Annotated in this window: 16 protein-coding genes, 1 pseudogene and 1 riboswitch; of the genes and pseudogenes, 11 read left to right on the forward strand and 6 right to left on the reverse strand. The window is 38.3% G+C overall.

Features of this window, described 5'->3' with window-relative positions; translation table 11 throughout:
• Nucleotides 1-58 precede the first annotated feature (58 nt).
• Both SAZ04_RS11495 and SAZ04_RS11500 read right to left on the reverse strand, forming a co-directional pair.
• Nucleotides 59-565 carry a sigma-70 family RNA polymerase sigma factor gene (locus SAZ04_RS11495; protein WP_332695201.1) on the reverse strand — a complete coding sequence of 169 codons (507 nt, stop codon included), beginning with the start codon at nucleotides 563-565 and terminating at the stop codon, nucleotides 59-61.
• A gap of 221 nt (nucleotides 566-786) precedes the next feature.
• The gene (locus tag SAZ04_RS11500; RefSeq protein ID WP_332695203.1) at nucleotides 787-1,629 is read right to left on the reverse strand and encodes a hypothetical protein; all 843 of its coding nucleotides are present in this window, start codon (nucleotides 1,627-1,629) and stop codon (nucleotides 787-789) included.
• A gap of 241 nt (nucleotides 1,630-1,870) precedes the next feature.
• Nucleotides 1,871-1,966, reverse strand: a riboswitch (cyclic di-GMP riboswitch).
• Between the two features lie 293 nt (nucleotides 1,967-2,259).
• On the opposite strand from SAZ04_RS11500, the gene SAZ04_RS11505 reads away from it, so the two are divergent.
• On the forward strand, nucleotides 2,260-2,367 hold the full coding sequence (locus SAZ04_RS11505) for a putative holin-like toxin (protein WP_332695205.1): 108 nt from the start codon (nucleotides 2,260-2,262) through the stop codon (nucleotides 2,365-2,367).
• A 543-nt stretch (nucleotides 2,368-2,910) separates the two neighbouring features.
• Nucleotides 2,911-3,303 (forward strand): retropepsin-like aspartic protease, encoded by a 393-nt coding sequence (locus tag SAZ04_RS11510; protein WP_332695206.1) that lies wholly within the window; start codon nucleotides 2,911-2,913, stop codon nucleotides 3,301-3,303.
• 391 nt (nucleotides 3,304-3,694) lie between these two features.
• Here SAZ04_RS11510 and SAZ04_RS11515 read toward each other — a convergent pair whose 3' ends face one another.
• Nucleotides 3,695-4,798 carry a Fic family protein gene (locus SAZ04_RS11515; RefSeq protein WP_332695208.1) on the reverse strand — a complete coding sequence of 368 codons (1,104 nt, stop codon included), beginning with the start codon at nucleotides 4,796-4,798 and terminating at the stop codon, nucleotides 3,695-3,697.
• Between the two features lie 213 nt (nucleotides 4,799-5,011).
• Nucleotides 5,012-5,188 (reverse strand): YvrJ family protein, encoded by a 177-nt coding sequence (locus SAZ04_RS11520; protein ID WP_332695210.1) that lies wholly within the window; start codon nucleotides 5,186-5,188, stop codon nucleotides 5,012-5,014.
• Nucleotides 5,189-5,221: 33 nt separating this feature from the next.
• Here SAZ04_RS11520 and SAZ04_RS11525 point away from each other — a divergent pair, with 33 nt between their 5' ends.
• The 6 genes from SAZ04_RS11525 (at nucleotide 5,222) to SAZ04_RS11550 (ending at nucleotide 10,229) form a co-directional block, all read left to right on the forward strand.
• Complete coding sequence (locus SAZ04_RS11525) at nucleotides 5,222-6,082, forward strand: TRAP transporter substrate-binding protein (protein ID WP_332695212.1); 861 nt, start codon at nucleotides 5,222-5,224, stop codon at nucleotides 6,080-6,082.
• Between the two features lie 38 nt (nucleotides 6,083-6,120).
• Nucleotides 6,121-6,618, forward strand: coding sequence for a TRAP transporter small permease (locus tag SAZ04_RS11530; RefSeq protein ID WP_332695214.1), 498 nt, complete (start codon nucleotides 6,121-6,123; stop codon nucleotides 6,616-6,618).
• 30 nt (nucleotides 6,619-6,648) lie between these two features.
• Entirely contained in the window at nucleotides 6,649-7,926 is a 1,278-nt protein-coding gene (locus tag SAZ04_RS11535; protein ID WP_332695216.1) for a TRAP transporter large permease, read from the forward strand.
• 17 nt (nucleotides 7,927-7,943) lie between these two features.
• Nucleotides 7,944-8,393, forward strand: coding sequence for a ribose 5-phosphate isomerase B (rpiB, locus tag SAZ04_RS11540; RefSeq protein WP_332695218.1), 450 nt, complete (start codon nucleotides 7,944-7,946; stop codon nucleotides 8,391-8,393).
• A gap of 621 nt (nucleotides 8,394-9,014) precedes the next feature.
• A complete protein-coding gene (locus SAZ04_RS11545; RefSeq protein WP_332695220.1) occupies nucleotides 9,015-9,170 on the forward strand; it encodes a YwzD family small protein in 156 nt (51 codons plus the stop codon).
• Nucleotides 9,171-9,266: 96 nt separating this feature from the next.
• Nucleotides 9,267-10,229 (forward strand): polysaccharide deacetylase family protein, encoded by a 963-nt coding sequence (locus SAZ04_RS11550; protein WP_332695222.1) that lies wholly within the window; start codon nucleotides 9,267-9,269, stop codon nucleotides 10,227-10,229.
• A 298-nt stretch (nucleotides 10,230-10,527) separates the two neighbouring features.
• Here SAZ04_RS11550 and SAZ04_RS11555 read toward each other — a convergent pair whose 3' ends face one another.
• Nucleotides 10,528-10,731: a hypothetical protein gene (locus SAZ04_RS11555; protein WP_332695224.1), complete on the reverse strand. Its 204-nt coding sequence runs from the start codon at nucleotides 10,729-10,731 to the stop codon at nucleotides 10,528-10,530.
• Nucleotides 10,732-12,018: 1,287 nt separating this feature from the next.
• Between SAZ04_RS11555 and SAZ04_RS11560 the strand changes: the two genes are divergently transcribed.
• The 3 genes from SAZ04_RS11560 to SAZ04_RS11570 all read left to right on the forward strand — a co-directional run bounded on the left by SAZ04_RS11560 (nucleotide 12,019) and on the right by SAZ04_RS11570 (nucleotide 14,438).
• A complete protein-coding gene (locus SAZ04_RS11560) occupies nucleotides 12,019-13,470 on the forward strand; it encodes an alkaline phosphatase PhoX (RefSeq protein WP_332695226.1) in 1,452 nt (483 codons plus the stop codon).
• A gap of 60 nt (nucleotides 13,471-13,530) precedes the next feature.
• A complete protein-coding gene (locus tag SAZ04_RS11565; protein ID WP_332695228.1) occupies nucleotides 13,531-13,761 on the forward strand; it encodes a twin-arginine translocase TatA/TatE family subunit in 231 nt (76 codons plus the stop codon).
• Nucleotides 13,762-14,003: 242 nt separating this feature from the next.
• Complete coding sequence (locus SAZ04_RS11570) at nucleotides 14,004-14,438, forward strand: VOC family protein (RefSeq protein WP_332695230.1); 435 nt, start codon at nucleotides 14,004-14,006, stop codon at nucleotides 14,436-14,438.
• Nucleotides 14,439-14,762: 324 nt separating this feature from the next.
• Here SAZ04_RS11570 and SAZ04_RS11575 read toward each other — a convergent pair.
• Nucleotides 14,763-15,901 (reverse strand): annotated as a pseudogene (locus SAZ04_RS11575) (IS3 family transposase).
• Between the last annotated feature and the right edge of the window lie 227 nt (nucleotides 15,902-16,128).

A 16,128-nucleotide genomic window follows, 5' to 3' on the forward strand; every position in this document is an offset into this window, starting at 1 on the left:
TCAGGGAATAAGATAATTCTAAACCTTTTGTAATGTGTCATGGTGGTGCTAGATGATTCTAAAGTACGTCAATATGCTTGGCATTCTGACGTAGTTTCGTCAGGGCGCCTTTTCTCCATGTGCGAACGGTATGGGGAGAGACGCCATACTGATTTGCGATCTCGGCTGATTTCTTCTGAAGCAGGATTGCTTCGTATACCCATGTCTTTTCTCGTACGCTTAAGTTTGTCATATAGGCCTCGAGGAACTCTGACTCGAGTGGCACCTCGTCAAGGTGACTTGGTACCGCTTCGAGCATCTCATCGCTTGCATAATAATGACGTTCGCTATAGTTGCTTTCCTTGCTTAAGGCACTCATCATTCGTCCACGGATATAGGAGATCGCGTATGCAGAGAAGTTCCCTTTTTCAGGATTGAAGTTCTGATACGCATTCCAAAGAGCGATGCAGCCAATTTGATAGAATTCATCATAATCTTTGTACAGACGTAAGGCGACAAATTGCTTTCTGATGATCGATTGATACATCGTCAAAACTTCATCAAACGACTTTTCTTTGCTATTCACATAAACTTCCTTTTAGAAAACGCGTTTTCTCCTGTATTCCGCCGGTACGTTTACTTTAGCGAAGGATCGAGAATGCGTCACATCGGTAAAACGCCGTTTTCTAGTAAGCGTGGAAGGCCGTTTTTGCATTTTGTTCTAGGGGATTTTTGAAAAAACGGGTACTATATACAGTGGATTTTGACAAAAAGATATATTTTCGGGAAGTGTCTGGCACTTCCTGATTATTCATTCTCCAGTTCCTCGTTCATCCACTTCATTAAAGGCATATGAGTATCAAAATACTTTCGTTTTTCTTTTTTAAGCATCGCTGAGACGGTGCCATAGAAGTATTGGATAAACGTTGTTTTAATCCGTCGTTGTTTAAAGCGGAAAACCGATTCTTTAAAGGCTTGAATGATCATTGGGAGAAGCGACTCAATCGTGTCACTAAATCTGAGTGAACGGTAGACCATGACAGCTCGATTCCAAATCTCCGTAATTTCTGTCGCACAGTAGAAGAATGGTTTGACTGCTTTGACAAATGGCTTTGGAATCGTAGGTGGGACAAATGATACATCAAGTGTTTCAAGCGATGTTGTACGTAGTTCTTTATCTTTTATCTTTTTAGTAGTTTTATATAAGCTAGCTTCTGATGCTGTATTTTCATTCTGAGGTCTTGGTGTGTCTGGTGTTTCAGCAATAGATCGATCAGTCAATTGTTCGTGGTTGGTCCCGTCAAAGCGGTGAAAAACATAGACGTTATGGGAGTACCCACCTTTTTCACGGATCGTTTGATGGATGCTAATAATGCCGAGTGACTTTGCCTTGCGTAGCATTCTCTCAAATGTCGAGCGCGAGATTCCACCTTTATCGTCTTGGGCGGATTGAACCAATTTGCCGATGCGGGCATTGCAAACACCAGGTATTTTGACGCTGAATTGAATTAATTTTAATAGAGCAATCCGTTCACCTTTTGTGAAATGGTGTCCAAATAGCTCGAGTGCGTGTTTGTTGGATTCGTTGAAGTCTTTAACTGTTTGGAATTCACTTAAGTGCGTGTATTGATTGATATGTCCAGATTTCATAGGGGAAGCCCTCCTTTTTTCGTTCCTTCACTGTTTATATATAGGGATGTGAAGGAAGGAGGTGGGGAGGGTGAAAAAATAAAATCGGAAGGTGCCTGGCACCTTTAGTTAGCCTCAAAAAACAGTTTCATATTCATCCTGCATTTTGTTTAATGAGGGCTTGATTGTTTCGTTTTCAAACCAAAAACAGGCAACCTGAATCAGGTGCCTGTTTTTAACTTTATTATTTCCTATGGGAGTAGTCGGTATCTGGCTGGCATTAAACAAATACTCGTGTTGTTTAGAAGCCCCTATAGCTTTGCGTCACCGTCTTTCAACGGCTTTGCCTTTTCGTAGAAAAATAGTACTATTATAACAGGTGGTGACAAAGGACAAGTGAGTAAGATGAAAGAAGTAGAGTTGTTAACACAGCAACATATCGTGGAAATTTTAGAGGATATGTATAAAAAAGGATCTGTTTTTGGGTCTGATTAGAACGGTGTCATTAATAATCATACGTAGGAGTACTTTTTTAGTAAATTGTATTAAGGGAAAATTAAAAGTAGAAATAAGAACTAATGTTCGTTATAATAAAATGGTAACTACATAAGAATGGTGGCGGCTGAACTCCCTTGAAAGGGGGTGAGGCAGATGACGGCATATGAAGCAATTAGTCTACTTGCGCAATTTAGTCTAGTACTAATTGCAATGCTAACACTAATCATAACCATTGTCGTCTATCTACACAAAAAGAAATAGCTACCCTGCCGGCAAGTAAGGTAAGCTATTTCAAAGTAAATCTTATTTGGCCAGCCTCACTTCAAGCGGCATGTAGTTACATCGACTGAGCGTTCGCACCGCTCGGTCTTTTTTATTCTGAGAAAATTCTAATTTTATTATACATGATTTTAAAAGACTATGCATTTATTTTTAAATTTATCTTATAAGGGACGATGTGAGAAAAAAGAAGAGAAGCAAGGGGACGGTTCTCGTGCTTCCTCTAAAGAACAGTAGAGTTACTACATATAGTAGGGTGATAGCTAAATCGAACGGGGTTTATAGAAATAAGGAAGCATATCAGTTCTCATGCTTCCCTATGAAGCACAAGAACCGTCCCTGTGCATCCCAGATCCGTATTTAATCGTTCTGGAAAAAGACTATTCTCGGAAGCGAAAGTATCCTAAAAAATATATCGTTACATAAACCGCTGGTTCAGCGGGGCTAGCTCGATGAATTTGGTTGGCTAGTAAAAGCAACTATTATCCGAGAAGCCCCCACTTCAAATTCTGCAAGAATTAAGTGGTGGGTAGTTCACTGGAGCTTTCATATGATGGACAACTTATCACATCTACTCTTTCCGTTACATTTCGTGGAAAATCAATAAAGGTACAGGATGTAATAGTAGATACTGGTTCTTCTCATACTGTAATTAGTCCAGATGTATTAGAAGAGATTGGTGTTATATATGAAAATGGTGATGGAATTTATGAAGCCTATGGTATTGGCGGAACTGTCCCATTTTATACAAAAGTAATGGATGAAATTAAAATTGCTACATTTACACTAAAAGATTTCGTATTAGATGTAGGAATGTTGCCAAATAACCATAATGGTTTACTTGGATTGGATATACTCAAAACGCACAACTTTATAATTGACTTGGAAAAACTCGAGATATTTCCATCTAGGGATTAGATCAATTCTAATCCTTTTTATTTTGAAAAAATTGATGGGGAGGGAATATGGGTGATTATTGCGAATGAATTGAGCCACGATTGCGGAGTCTTGAGCCATTCATTACGGATGCTTAGAATCGATTTGTCCGTGTTATCATGTTTGAGCAGGTGTGCCTATTAGGCATTATTTATGCCACACTTGCGATAGATCCACGACACGGACAAAAGTTAAGTCAATGGTGGCGGACTAGCGGATTTACTCTACATATGGCAGTAGAGTAGCCTAGAGTTACTACATACAGTATGGTGATAGCTAAATCGAATGGGGTTTATAGAAATAAGGAAGCATATCAGTCCTCATGCTTCCCTATGAAACGCAAAAACCGTCTCGTTGCTTCCGGGGGTAGTCATTAATTCGACATAATTCGAATTAAATCGTATTGGTAAAAGCGGCGATTTCTCTTTCGATCATCACCAAAAATCATATTTAATTGTACGAGTTGCCCTAAGCTTTTCCTAATCGTAGGAGCAGCCAAATTCGTTGTCTCCTTAATTTGGTGTACAGTAGCTATTGGATTAGAAAATAATGATCCCCAGACTTTACGTGTAGCCGGTTGCTGCAGTTTAGATAACCCGTCATTGTATAATCTTTCAGCTTGATCTAATTTGTCGTAGTGATGGTTTGCCATTCGAATCGTAGCATTAAGAAAAAAGAGGATCCAGCTTTTCCAATCGGGATCTTGCCTTCCAATTGCGCGAACTCCATTTAACATAGCATAATATTTATATTTCTCCTTCTCCAATTCTTCGCTTAAGAAAAAGAAGGGCGAATTGATCAAATCAGATTGAAGCAAGTATAGCACAATAAGGATTCTTCCTAAGCGCCCATTGCCATCTAAAAAAGGATGGATTGATTCAAACTGAGCATGTAAAATCGCTGTTTTAATAAGAGGGTGTAATGGATCGTTTTCTGATTCTTGATACGGGTGTCCATTTATATAGCGCTCAAGATTTGACATGTATTCTCCCATTCGTTGTGGTTCAGGTGGGATGTAAGATGCGTCTTTGATCTGTTTGGTTGGACCGATGAAATTTTGAATTTTTCTGTATTCACCTGAAGAACTAGTAGACCCTCGTGCATTTCTCATTAGTTCTATATGCATTTCCCGAATTAATCGTTCTGATAAGGGGTATCCATTTTGAATAGTCTCTACTCCCATTTGTAAGGCGCGTTGATAATTTCTAACTTCAACTTTCTCCCAATCCTCCTGCTGATCAAGTTTATCTTCAAGCATTTCACTAAACGTAATTTGAGTTCCTTCAATTCTTGTTGATTGTACCGACTCTTGTAAAGTTAAAAGTTGAATAAAAGACTCATTAACTAATGAATATTGAAGTTTTTGTTTTAACTTTTCTAATTCCGACGACGCTTCCACTACCTTTTTATAAAAGGCAAGCTCGGTTTCAGGATCAAACGTTATAGGAAGGAATGGCAAATTGTAAGGTTTTTTCACCTCAATTACCTCCTTGTGAATATTTTATATACTATTATAACCTAAAATGCCCTATTTTGATACTTTGTGATAATTTAGTTGAATAAAATATCGTAAGGAGGAAGCAAAGAGAAGGGAAGCACGGGGACGGTTCTCGTGCTTCCTTGAAAAAATGGATTCCATCTTTATTAGTGATCTGATTTTTAAGTCATTTTTCGAAAGTGACTTTGCATTTTACTCAACCTTCTTCTTCTGCTCGACACTTCGAATCTGCTGCTGATACAGGTGCTCTGGCAGCTTGACAATGGATTGGTTGACGAGATCTAGTTTATTCTCTATCCGGTGCAGAAGGTAGAGTGTGACCATGACTGGAAAACCAAACTCACTGATTAGTGGCAGCCACATTTCCATTTCGTTTCGCCTCCTTTTAAAAAGAGGAAGGAGGTGACCCTGGATGCAATCGTCACAGAAAATGCGTTTATTACAAACGGCGGTGAAATTGTTGCCAAAAAAGCAGCACGGATCGTTCATGACTCTGCATCACTTGGAACGCAACGAGAAGCTTTAGAAGGTATGAAAATTGGAACGATGGGTGGAACCGTTAGTTTAGAGCCTGTATCTGCTTGGGTAGAAGAGATTGGGATTTTTGGAGTTCCGTACTTGTTCGAAGATGAAGAGCATCTTAATAACTTTTTAATAAATGAATCTGGTGATGAATTAAATGAATTGATGATTGACGAAGGGTTCAAACCTCTTACGTATTTCATGAGAGCACCACGACAAATTTCAAGTAATAAGAAGATAGAATCTGTTGATGATTTACGTGGGTTAAACATTCGTGTACCTGAATCACCAACAGCTCCTCCAGCTTTTGAAGCAATGGGAGCAAGAGTTGTAACACTTCCAATTTCTGAAGTGTATTCAGCTTTACAACAAAATGTAATTGATGCGCAAGAGAATCCAATTACGCAAATTTACTCAGATAAATTTTACGAAGTACAAGATTATATCACACTTTCAAACCATCAATATCAAGCAGCATATCTTCTTGTTAGCAACGATATTTTTGCGAGTTTAACTGATGACCAAAAACAAGCCTTAGAAGAAGCAGCACAAGAAACAAAGGAATATGAACATAATCTGCATACCGAGGAATTAGAGGCTGCATTTGCAGGACTGGAAGAGGCAGGAGTTGAGATTGTTGAGGTCGATGCTACTGATTTTGCCGAAGCTGCTGCACAAGCCTATTCTAGCTACGATGACCTCATGCAAACATGGATTGAGAAGGTTCACGCGAGTAAATAATTAGAGAGGGGCATTTCCCCTCTTAAGGTGGGATTAGTATGTTTAGAAGATTTAAACTGATCAACGTCTTGGAGTTCACTGCTTTTCTATTGGTAATCTCACTCGTATCTATCATGTTTGTTCAAGTATTTGCTCGACAGTTTTTTGACAAAATACCTGTTTGGAGCGGAGAAGAGGTAGCTACACTTTTATTAATTTGGGTTGTCAACATAGGAGCTGCTATCGCTGCTGGACGTAATACACATATTAGTATGGATTATATTGTTGATAAGTTTCCAGAAAAATGGAGAAAGATAATCGAAGTCGTTGTTTACTCAATTATATGTGTTTTCCTAATTACGATTGGCTGGATTCTCTTCCAAGTGGCATGGAGTGGACGTTCTGCTACCACTGCTCGTCTTAATATTTCGATGTTTTGGATTCAAATCAGTATGTCTGTTGGCATGATTATTATGTTCTACTACTATGTCAAACTTCTCATAAAATCAATTAGCAGCCTGAGAGGAAAAGATATAAATCTCAATACGAAAAATTGATTATATTATTATGAGAAAGGAGAAGTTGATATGGCATTAATAGTCATGGTTATATTGTTCCTTCTATTGCTAGCTTTAAGATTTCCTATTTTTATCGTCATAGGCTTATCATCGTTTGTCTATATTGTAATGAGTGATATTCCGCCATTATTAATCGGTCAAAGAATTACAACTCAACTGACGTCATTTTCTTTGTTGGCTATTCCCTTTTACTTATTATTAGCAGCCATTTTGAACTCAGGAACGGCTACAAGAAGGCTTATCAGATTTGTTGTTTCAATAGTGGGCTATATAAGAGGTGGGTTGGGAATTGCGAATGTTGGAATTAGTATGCTATTCTCTGGTATTTCTGGAACCGCCGTTGCCGATACAGCTGGACTAGGAAAAACATTAATTCCTGCAATGAAAAAAGAAGGCTATCCTTCTGCTTATGCAGCAGCAATTACAGGTGCCTCATCAACTGTAGGTCCTATTATTCCTCCAAGCATAAATATTATTATTGCTGGTGTTACAGCAGGGTTATCGATACATAAATTGTTCTTAGCTGGCATTATTCCTGGATTATTGATGGGGCTTGCGATGATGATTACAGCTTATATAATCGCTGTTAGAAGAAAATTTCCTAAGTCAAATGATTTTGATGTTTCAGAGATCTGGAAGAGTTTCAAAGGGTGTATATGGGAACTTGGTCTTATTGTCTTTGTTCTTTACGGGGTATTAGGTGGTTTGTTTACACCAACAGAGGCAGGAGCAATGGGAGTGCTTGCTGCTCTTGTACTAGGATTTATTATCCGAAGAGATGTAAGTATTAAAGATTTGTATAAATCATGTGTTGAAACAGCTCAATTTACAGGAACTGTCTTGATTATTGTCGGATTTGCTGCTACCTATGGATGGATAATTGCATCTGAGAGAATTCCGCAAACCATTTCTGAGTCAATCCTACTGATAACAGTTGTCCCTATATTGGCTATTTTACTCGTAAACTTAGTATTATTCGTAGTGGGATCGGTAATGGAGACGATCGCTTCCTTAGTCATCGTTTTACCTACGTTATTAGTTTTAGGATCAACATTAGGAATTGATCCGATCCATATGACCATGATTGTCGTTATTAATCTTACATTGGGGCTCTTAACCCCGCCTATTGGAGTCGTTTTGTATATAGTAACCTCTATAAGTGGTGATAAAATAGGATCTGTTATAAAAGAAGTATTGCCATTTTTTATCTCCAATGTACTAGTGTTATTACTTGTTATTTTATTCCCAAGCTTAACGCTGTGGTTACCTGAATTATTAACTAAATAGGATGAAAGGTGGAAATTATGATGAAACTAGCTATTGGTTCTGATCATGCAGGCTTCCCTTTAAAAGGATCGGTTTTAGAGTTTTTAAAAAAGGAGGGGCATGAAGTGATTGATTTTGGATCTCATAATACTGATCCTGTCGATTTTCCAGTTATCACAAAACAAGTATGTCAAGCTGTTCTAGATAAAAAAGCAGATAGAGGTATTATGATTTGTGGCACCGGTGTTGGTGCGAGTATAGCAGCGAATAAAGTTCCGGGTATTCGTGCTTCTGTTTGTCATGATATTTATACAGCCCATCAATGTGTAGAGCATGATGATGTCAACGTTATGGCAATCGGTGCCCAAATTATTGGTCACACAGTAGCTAATGAATTAATAGAAAAATTTCTATCGGCAACATTTAGCACATCAGATGAGTTTAGAAAACGAGTCGCGATGCTACATGAAATGGATAAGGGACAGTAGGGACAGGTTCCTTGTCCCAGGGATTGAGTACCCATAAGAAAAGACAGCAGAAAGTCGCCTAAAAAAGGCGACTTTTTCAGTGGTCTCGAACCGTCCCAGTGCTTCCGCGTTACAAACAAAAAGGTGGATAACCTCCTGTTTATACAGAGGGTTATCCACCTTTTATGAGTTATACACAGCTGGCCGATAAGATTATTCGTATCAATATGTAGATATCCACATCTAATTCATGTTCGACAGAAGGGAAATGGGACAAGGAACCTGTCCCCCCTTACACCTGTTATTGGCAGTTCTTATTTCTATTTTTATACATTTATTTGTTGTTTATGTTTTGTACGGAATGGCATAAACAGGTAGAATCTATTTAAACGAATTTAATTGTCTATGGACCAGGTGGTTACCGATTTTGAACTGCCCCCTGTCAAGTAGACAGTGGAAATAATAAAAATGATTTAAGCGGAACATGTACCATTCGACAATTCCGAGTGATACTCGTGCAAACAGGTGTTAGAGTTATATATAAATAATGATGTATAAGAATGTAAAAATTACGAGAATTAAGTTACCTTATTGAAAGGGTAAAAGAAGAAATGGTACGATTTTGTCGGGTGGTGAGGAATAGTGGATACGGTGAAAGAAGTAGAAGTGCTAACACGACAACAGCTAGTGAAAATATTAAAGGATACATATAAAAAAGGAACGGAATCTCCTAATCTTAGTTCACAACAAGTAGTCGAGGAAATTGCTCAATTCTTAAAACCATTTGTTAAGTCTTAATAAAGTAATAAGAATATTGGCTTTCTCCTTATCTATTGATCTTTATTTCATGTGTATCAATTATTTTCAAAAACTTATACAGGATAAGGTGAAATTATGCTTAAAATAGCCACCATTTTCATGGCGATTATCTTAGTTTTTCTGCCTATGTTTGTTAAATCTGTAAAGGCTGAGACTTACATCGTTCAATCGGGGGATACCCTTTCGAAAATTTCCACAAAGTATGGAACATCAGAAGATAAGATTGTGAACCTGAACAAATTGCTATCTACTGTACTTGAACCAGGTCAACACTTAGAAATTCCTAACACGTATACAGTTAGTAAAGCGGACTCGCTTTATAAGATTTTTATTAAACTTGGAGTCTCTATCCCTGAGTTAATAGGAGGCACCTCAACTGTAAAAAATCCTCATTGGCTTTATCCTGGACAAAGAATCAATGTTCCAATCAAAAATGAAATGATTTATATGGGGGATTCCAGCAAGAAACGAATCGCCCTTACGTTTGACGATGGGCCAGAAGAAACCTATACCCCGCAAATTTTAGAAATCTTAAAAGAAAAAGATGTGAAGGCTACCTTTTTTGTGATAGGAAAGATGGCCAAGGAGTATCCAGAACGACTAAAACAAATGTATAGTGAGGGACATGCGATAGGCAACCATACTTGGGATCACCCGCATTTGCCTGAGCTCACGGATCAACAATTCAACGAAACGATACAGTCGACTACCGCAGAAATTGAGAAAATTACAGGGGTCAAACCAGACTTATTCCGACCGCCATTTGGGGAAATTGAAGAGCGACAGGTAGAACTGCTTACTGAACAAGGATACCGTTCGATCATGTGGACAGCCGATACAAAGGACTGGAGCGGAGTGTCTGCAGAAGAAATTGTAACAAGAGTGAAGGAAGAGGCTCAACCTGGGGTTATCGTACTTCAACATAACTACCATGTAGAGGGAGAATTTGAAACGGTTGAGGCGTTGCCTGAAATCATTGACGAATTACACGCACAGGGCTATGAGTTTGTTACCGTTCCAACACTGTTAGGTAAGTAGAAACAAGGGATGAAAATTAAGATTAAAATGAAAATTAAAGTACTTTAGAAGAATAATACAAAAAGAAACAGGAGTCGCCTTTTGCGTGGAAACTCCTGTTTCTTTTTGTGTATCGTATAGGCGTCTGCCGTGCTTCGATAATAGGAAAGCTCGTTGTTGCTGAATAAAATCAAACTTATACCAATAAGGAATGTAAAAACTAATGAATCTATATATACACTTCTCTATAGAGTAGTAAGGACACCCCATAGAGAAGTGGTATATGGAATCGTCATTCTAGTCATGACGATTGTTAATCTTATAGTCCACCTTCAGTAGATACGTCTGAATCTAACTCTAACTCAACTGAATTGTCCTCTGAATCCATGTCATCTGTTTCCATTTCCATTTCAGTGTCAGTGCCTCCATTTAGCGTTGGATCCTCCGCCTCATCTCCACAAGCTGCAAGAACACCTAATGTAAGGATAGCTGAAGCTGCCGTTAAAAATAATTTCTTTTTCATAAAGCATACCTCCAAAAATAATTTTGTGAGTTTTTCTATTGCCACTACAGTGTACTCGATTATTGAAAGAAGTATATAGAATCTGCGACTTCTACATTCTTCTTGTGGTTTTTTACAACTTTTGCGATAGCTCTCATAAAGTTTCTGAGATTGTTACTTTTTTGTTACTTGTTGCCAATGGCCGTCCGATTCGTGATCGGATGGATATTTCCTGTTGCAGTGCACTGGATTCACACGAAATTAGTGGAACAAAGTAGTGGACAAATAGAGAAAGAGAAGGAAGGAATTTGTCGTATCATGTATTTCCCGTGAAATAATTGCAAGGAACGAACAGCAAATCTATCGGCTGATATTGTGAATAAGGACTAGGCACGTTTGTGAGAAGGATATCGTCACGCGATACGCACAAAGCCCAAAACGATACAGCTATAGACCTTTTGTAATAATAAAAAGAAAGAGTATAAGGATCGTAAAAATAGAAGGTTAGACCTACAAAAATAACACTCTACCAAGATTGACTCTTTTAAAGGCTTGTATCGACATGCGATACAAGCCTTTATACCGCTTCATAATCATGATTCCTGAACCCCCGGTAGGGTAGTGTGGTAAAGCGAAGCTATGCAGAAAAAGAGTAAGGGGACAGGGCTATTAGAGAAATGAAGTACTTTAAGGGTGGTTGAGTAAATAAATCTCACATTTTCATGTGTGACACTGAGAAAGTGGGATTTTTAATAGGGAAGAAAACGACTATGTTAAGGCATCAAACGCCTAACATAGTCGCCTATATCAATCGCTTTAATCTGCTAGTTAATGAACTAGTTAGAAGCAATTATTACTTGTCGGTGCTCTGATTATTTATCTCCAAATGCTCCTTCAACACTTTGGAAAGTTCCTGTACTTTCTCTTCATCTGGTAAATAATAATACACTTCGTCCATCTCTCTGTCATCGCCTGGGATTTCGTGTCAGTTTAATAATAAATTGGAGCTATACTGGAGATCGCAACTTCATTCTTCTGTGGCAATCAAAAATTTTGCGTGTGAGTATAAATATATAGTTAAGAAGGCACAACGAGCAGATAAAAATCCGCTAGTTGTGCCTTCTTTCGCGCAAAACTTCCGATTGTCCCCTGTTAGAACCGTCCCGGTGCTTCCAGTGAATTCGTTAATTAACAATATATATACAGTGCATAAATATTTACTTAATATTCCTTTGTTATAGTTTTAGTAGAACATAGAGCTGGTCCACTCAACAAATCAAAATATATTTACGGGAGGAACGATCATTCATGACTAGTAACATGAACAGACGCGATTTTTTAAAGGCTGGTACGATGGGAACTGTCGCATTAACACTAGGGTCAGCTGGAGTGTTGTCATTTGGAGGTGGGCAGAAAGCATTCGCTTCAAAAGCAACCAATCCAACAAGTGGTTTTGGGGGATATGGTCCATTAGTAAAGGATCCTAACGGAATATTAGATTTACCGCAAGGATTTCAGTACAAAATCATTTCTACTGTTGGTGAACCAATGGCCAATGGAAACGGTGACTTAGTTCCAGGACTTCCTGACGGTATGGCTGCTTTCCAAGGACCAAAAAACTCAACGATACTCGTTCGAAATCATGAATGTGGTATAAATCACCAATATCCTGTAAATGGTAAAAATCCTTGGAGTAAAAGTGCCGCAGGTGGAACAACAGGATTAGTTGTTGGTCCAAATCGCGAAATTGTCAGTGAATTTGTTACAAACTCAGGAAATATTCGTAACTGCGCAGGCGGTCCTTCGACTTGGGGTACATGGTTAACATGTGAAGAAACTCGTAATATGGGCCATGGTTTTGTATTTGAAGTGAATCCACTCGACCCTGAAAATGAAATGTCGAGAACTCCTATTCGTGATATGGGTTACTTCTCACATGAAGCATGTAATGTAGATCCGGCAACAGGTATTTGGTATTTAACCGAAGATAACGCACCTAGTTTCTTATATCGCTTTACTCCTCATGATCGTAGTCAAAAACTAGGATCTCTACAAAAGGGCGGGCTTCTTGAAGCGGCTGCATTAGACGAGCTTCCAAGTAATCAAGCAAGTAACTTTACACCAGGACAAAAAGTAGGAATCGTCTGGAAAGAAGTAAAACCTGAGCGCGCAAAAGAAGACGCGCGTGATCTAGGTTGTATACAATTTACGCGTTTAGAAGGATCTTGGTTTGCGGGTGGAGCATTCTGGTTTGATGATACCAATGCACAAACAACTACTGCTCCAGGAAGATTTGGGCGTGTGTATCGTTATTTCCCTGCGACAAACACATTAGAGCTATTCTATGAATCATCTGCATCCAATGATCTGCATGCTCCGGATAATGTTACCATTACACCTTGGGGAGATCTTTGGATTGCTGAAGATGGAAATCCAAGCGGCGATCGTATCATTGGTTTAACTCCAGAAGGTCATGTGTATCCGTTTGCAGCAAACGTATTTAACGGTTCTGAGTTTGCTGGTCCTACGTTTTCTCCAGATGGTAAAACCCTGTTTGTAAATATTCAAAGCCATTTTACATTTGCTATTTGGGGACCATTCGCTCGCAGAAACTCAGCTCGTCAAGTAGCCATGAGTCATGCTGCTCCTCCTGCTGGTTTTGCTCCACAAATTTCGAATAAGGTTACTGACTATGCAGAGAAAAATGGAATGTCTGCATTAGCAGCTGCAGCTTTAGATCGTCATGGAGTGACAATTTAACTACGAGACTCGCGTTCAATACTAGTTGATTAATACCATTAGTAAAGGGAGGTTTCACACATGATACCAAACATAGGAATTCCAGGTCTGATCCTTATTCTTGTGATCGCATTAATTATCTTTGGTCCTTCTAAACTTCCAGAAATAGGGAAAGCGTTTGGGAGTACATTAAAAGAGTTTAAAAAAGCAACGAATGAGCTTGTAAACAGTGATAACGCTGAAAAAGATAAGAAAGACGAAACCAGTACATTACACGCTGTAGAAAGATCAGAAAGTAAGACAGGCAGCTAAGGAGTCGGTGCCTGTCACTCCCCGAAGTTTGACCGAATTTGTCGAAAGTAATGGCGTTATTAATCTTATGAATTGCCTAGATTAAAGAGATTAGCTCTGATAGACTTATTATAGAAACTACAATAAAAAGAAGTAACCGCCCGTCGCCTGCAACCGTTGGGTAGTTACTTCTTTTATTGATAAACTGGGGAAAATGGTGAGGTAAAGAATATCTATTAACTTGTAAACGGAGTGTGTTCATTATGGTTGGAGTAGAAATTAATATGGTTGTGAAAGATAGCTTAAAAGCATTGGAATTATACGAAAATATATTTGATATCGAGCGTGTGGAGGTTTCAAACTTTCCTCGTGGGGAAAATGAGGTAGTTTTTATCCTATACGACGTTCACTTTCATATGTTAGATGAAAACCCAGAATTTCATTTGATCGCACCAAATCCTGGCGACCCTAAAACTAGTTGGGTTAATGTTACTGTCCTAGACATTAAGGAGACCTATGCAAAGGCGATGGATTTAGGTTGTACAGAGGTGCAACCGGTGACTGAGATTTCTGACTACGGAGTATCGAACGCCATATTCATGGATCCCTTTGGTTATATATGGATGCTGCATCAAGTACATAAAGAGGTTAGTCATGAAGAACGTATACAGCTTTGGGAGGAAAAAAGGGAGAATTAACAATGGGTGTATTATAAGAATTATATAGCAAAAATAGTATCCAAAAATTGGTTCTTTAACTAATGGAGACGTCAGTTGAAGAAGATCTTTAAAGACTAAACATAATTTGTGTTTGGTTTTTTTTGATGAGGAGGAAATATAAAGTCGTTTTTATTTGAGAAGTAGATGAGGAAGCCTTTCGTATTCAATTAAACGAAGTGGCTATTATCAACTGGTATGTCAACACTAAACTGAACAAAAAATTAAAGGTTCATTAACTTGTATTCAGTTGGTGTTAAGTAATCTAATGATCCGTGAATTCGAATATGGTATGTCAACACTAAATCAAACAATCTTTTTAAGGGCTAAGTTTCGATATCCTACTGGACTTAAATAGCCAAGGGTACTGTGCGAACGGATATTATTGTACCAATTGACATAATCAAAAAGTTCAAGATTCAGGTGGGGAAGGGTGTGGAAATGAGCTCCATGGATTAATTCAGTTTTTAGAATCTTAAATGTCGCTTCTGCAACTGCATTATCATAAGGGTTTCCTTTATGACTCAATGAGCGTTCAATCTCAAATTCACTTAATAATTCATCAATGCCAACGTTCTTAAACTCAGATCCGCGATCTGTATGGAATAGTTTCACATTCTCTAATGGCCGATTAACCGTTGCGAAGGCACGTTGAACTAAAGCTGCGTCTTTGCGTTTTCCAACACTATAACCAACTATTTCTCTATTATATAGGTCAATTTAAAAACAGACGTAGTTCCAGTGCTGGCCTACTTTGACATACGTTAAGTCACTCACCAATACAGACATCTCTTCATCTACTTCAAATTCCCGATCTAACACGTTTCCAACAGATTCTTCATTTGGTCGGGAGCTCATTGGTTTGTAGGACGGTTGTGCATACTTCGATTGAATTCCTAGTTCCTCCATTAATCTACCTATGCGACGTTTGGAAACCTTGTGACCAGCTTTTAAAAGGTCTCCTTTTATTTTGCGAGTTCCATATACTTTACGGTTTTCATTAAAGATCTTTCGTATTTTTTCTTTTAATTCTTGTTCTTTTTTAGCCTTTTCTTTTTCTTTTTGAGCTGCAATTTCTGTTTCATAATAAAAGGTACTTCGAGCTATTTGTAGGACTTCGCACATTGCTGATACCGAATAGAGGTGACGATTTTTCTCAATCACTTCGATTTTCGTCCCATGATCAGCGCGGCTTGCTTTAACATATCGACTTCCATTTCTAGCTGTTTATTTCTTTTTCTTAACTCCATCAATTCTTGTTCTTCAGGACTTCGATTGTCTTTCTCTTTGAACGAACCCGACTGTTGAAATTGAGTAATCCATCTGTCTAATGCAGACGCCGTTAATTCATATTCACGGACAATATCTTTACGGCTTTTTCCACTTTCATATAAAGCAACCACTTGCTTCTTAAATTCTGTGGTAAATGTTCTTCTTTTGGACATAGTAGATTCGCTCCTCACTCGTTGTGTATTATTCTACTAGCCCTTATTTTTATTGTTCAACTAAGTGTAGCCTATCCAGTATGAACTAAATAAGTGATAACAGAAAGGAGGCTATTGAAATTGCTACACACGGTTTTAATGATCATTTTCTAAAAAAGAGCTGAAAAAAACTATACGAATTAGGTTTGCTCTCATATTCTGACGGGAATTACCAAAATAATATCAGT

It is taken from the genome of Halalkalibacter lacteus (genome assembly GCF_036663595.1).
Lineage (GTDB): Bacteria > Bacillota > Bacilli > Bacillales > Bacillaceae_D > Halalkalibacter > Halalkalibacter lacteus.

Bases quoted from the DNA above. Each gene is read 5' to 3' on its own strand.
- SAZ04_RS11500 (WP_332695203.1), bottom strand. From the start codon at position 1,629: ATGAAATCTGGACATATCAATCAATACACGCACTTAAGTGAATTCCAA.
- SAZ04_RS11505 (WP_332695205.1), top strand. From the start codon at position 2,260: ATGACGGCATATGAAGCAATTAGTCTACTTGCGCAATTTAGTCTAGTA.
- SAZ04_RS11520 (WP_332695210.1), bottom strand. From the start codon at position 5,188: ATGGAAATGTGGCTGCCACTAATCAGTGAGTTTGGTTTTCCAGTCATG.
- SAZ04_RS11530 (WP_332695214.1), top strand. From the start codon at position 6,121: ATGTTTAGAAGATTTAAACTGATCAACGTCTTGGAGTTCACTGCTTTT.
- SAZ04_RS11535 (WP_332695216.1), top strand. From the start codon at position 6,649: ATGGCATTAATAGTCATGGTTATATTGTTCCTTCTATTGCTAGCTTTA.
- rpiB (WP_332695218.1), top strand. From the start codon at position 7,944: ATGATGAAACTAGCTATTGGTTCTGATCATGCAGGCTTCCCTTTAAAA.
- SAZ04_RS11550 (WP_332695222.1), top strand. From the start codon at position 9,267: ATGCTTAAAATAGCCACCATTTTCATGGCGATTATCTTAGTTTTTCTG.
- SAZ04_RS11555 (WP_332695224.1), bottom strand. From the start codon at position 10,731: ATGAAAAAGAAATTATTTTTAACGGCAGCTTCAGCTATCCTTACATTA.
- SAZ04_RS11560 (WP_332695226.1), top strand. From the start codon at position 12,019: ATGACTAGTAACATGAACAGACGCGATTTTTTAAAGGCTGGTACGATG.
- SAZ04_RS11565 (WP_332695228.1), top strand. From the start codon at position 13,531: ATGATACCAAACATAGGAATTCCAGGTCTGATCCTTATTCTTGTGATC.
- SAZ04_RS11570 (WP_332695230.1), top strand. From the start codon at position 14,004: ATGGTTGGAGTAGAAATTAATATGGTTGTGAAAGATAGCTTAAAAGCA.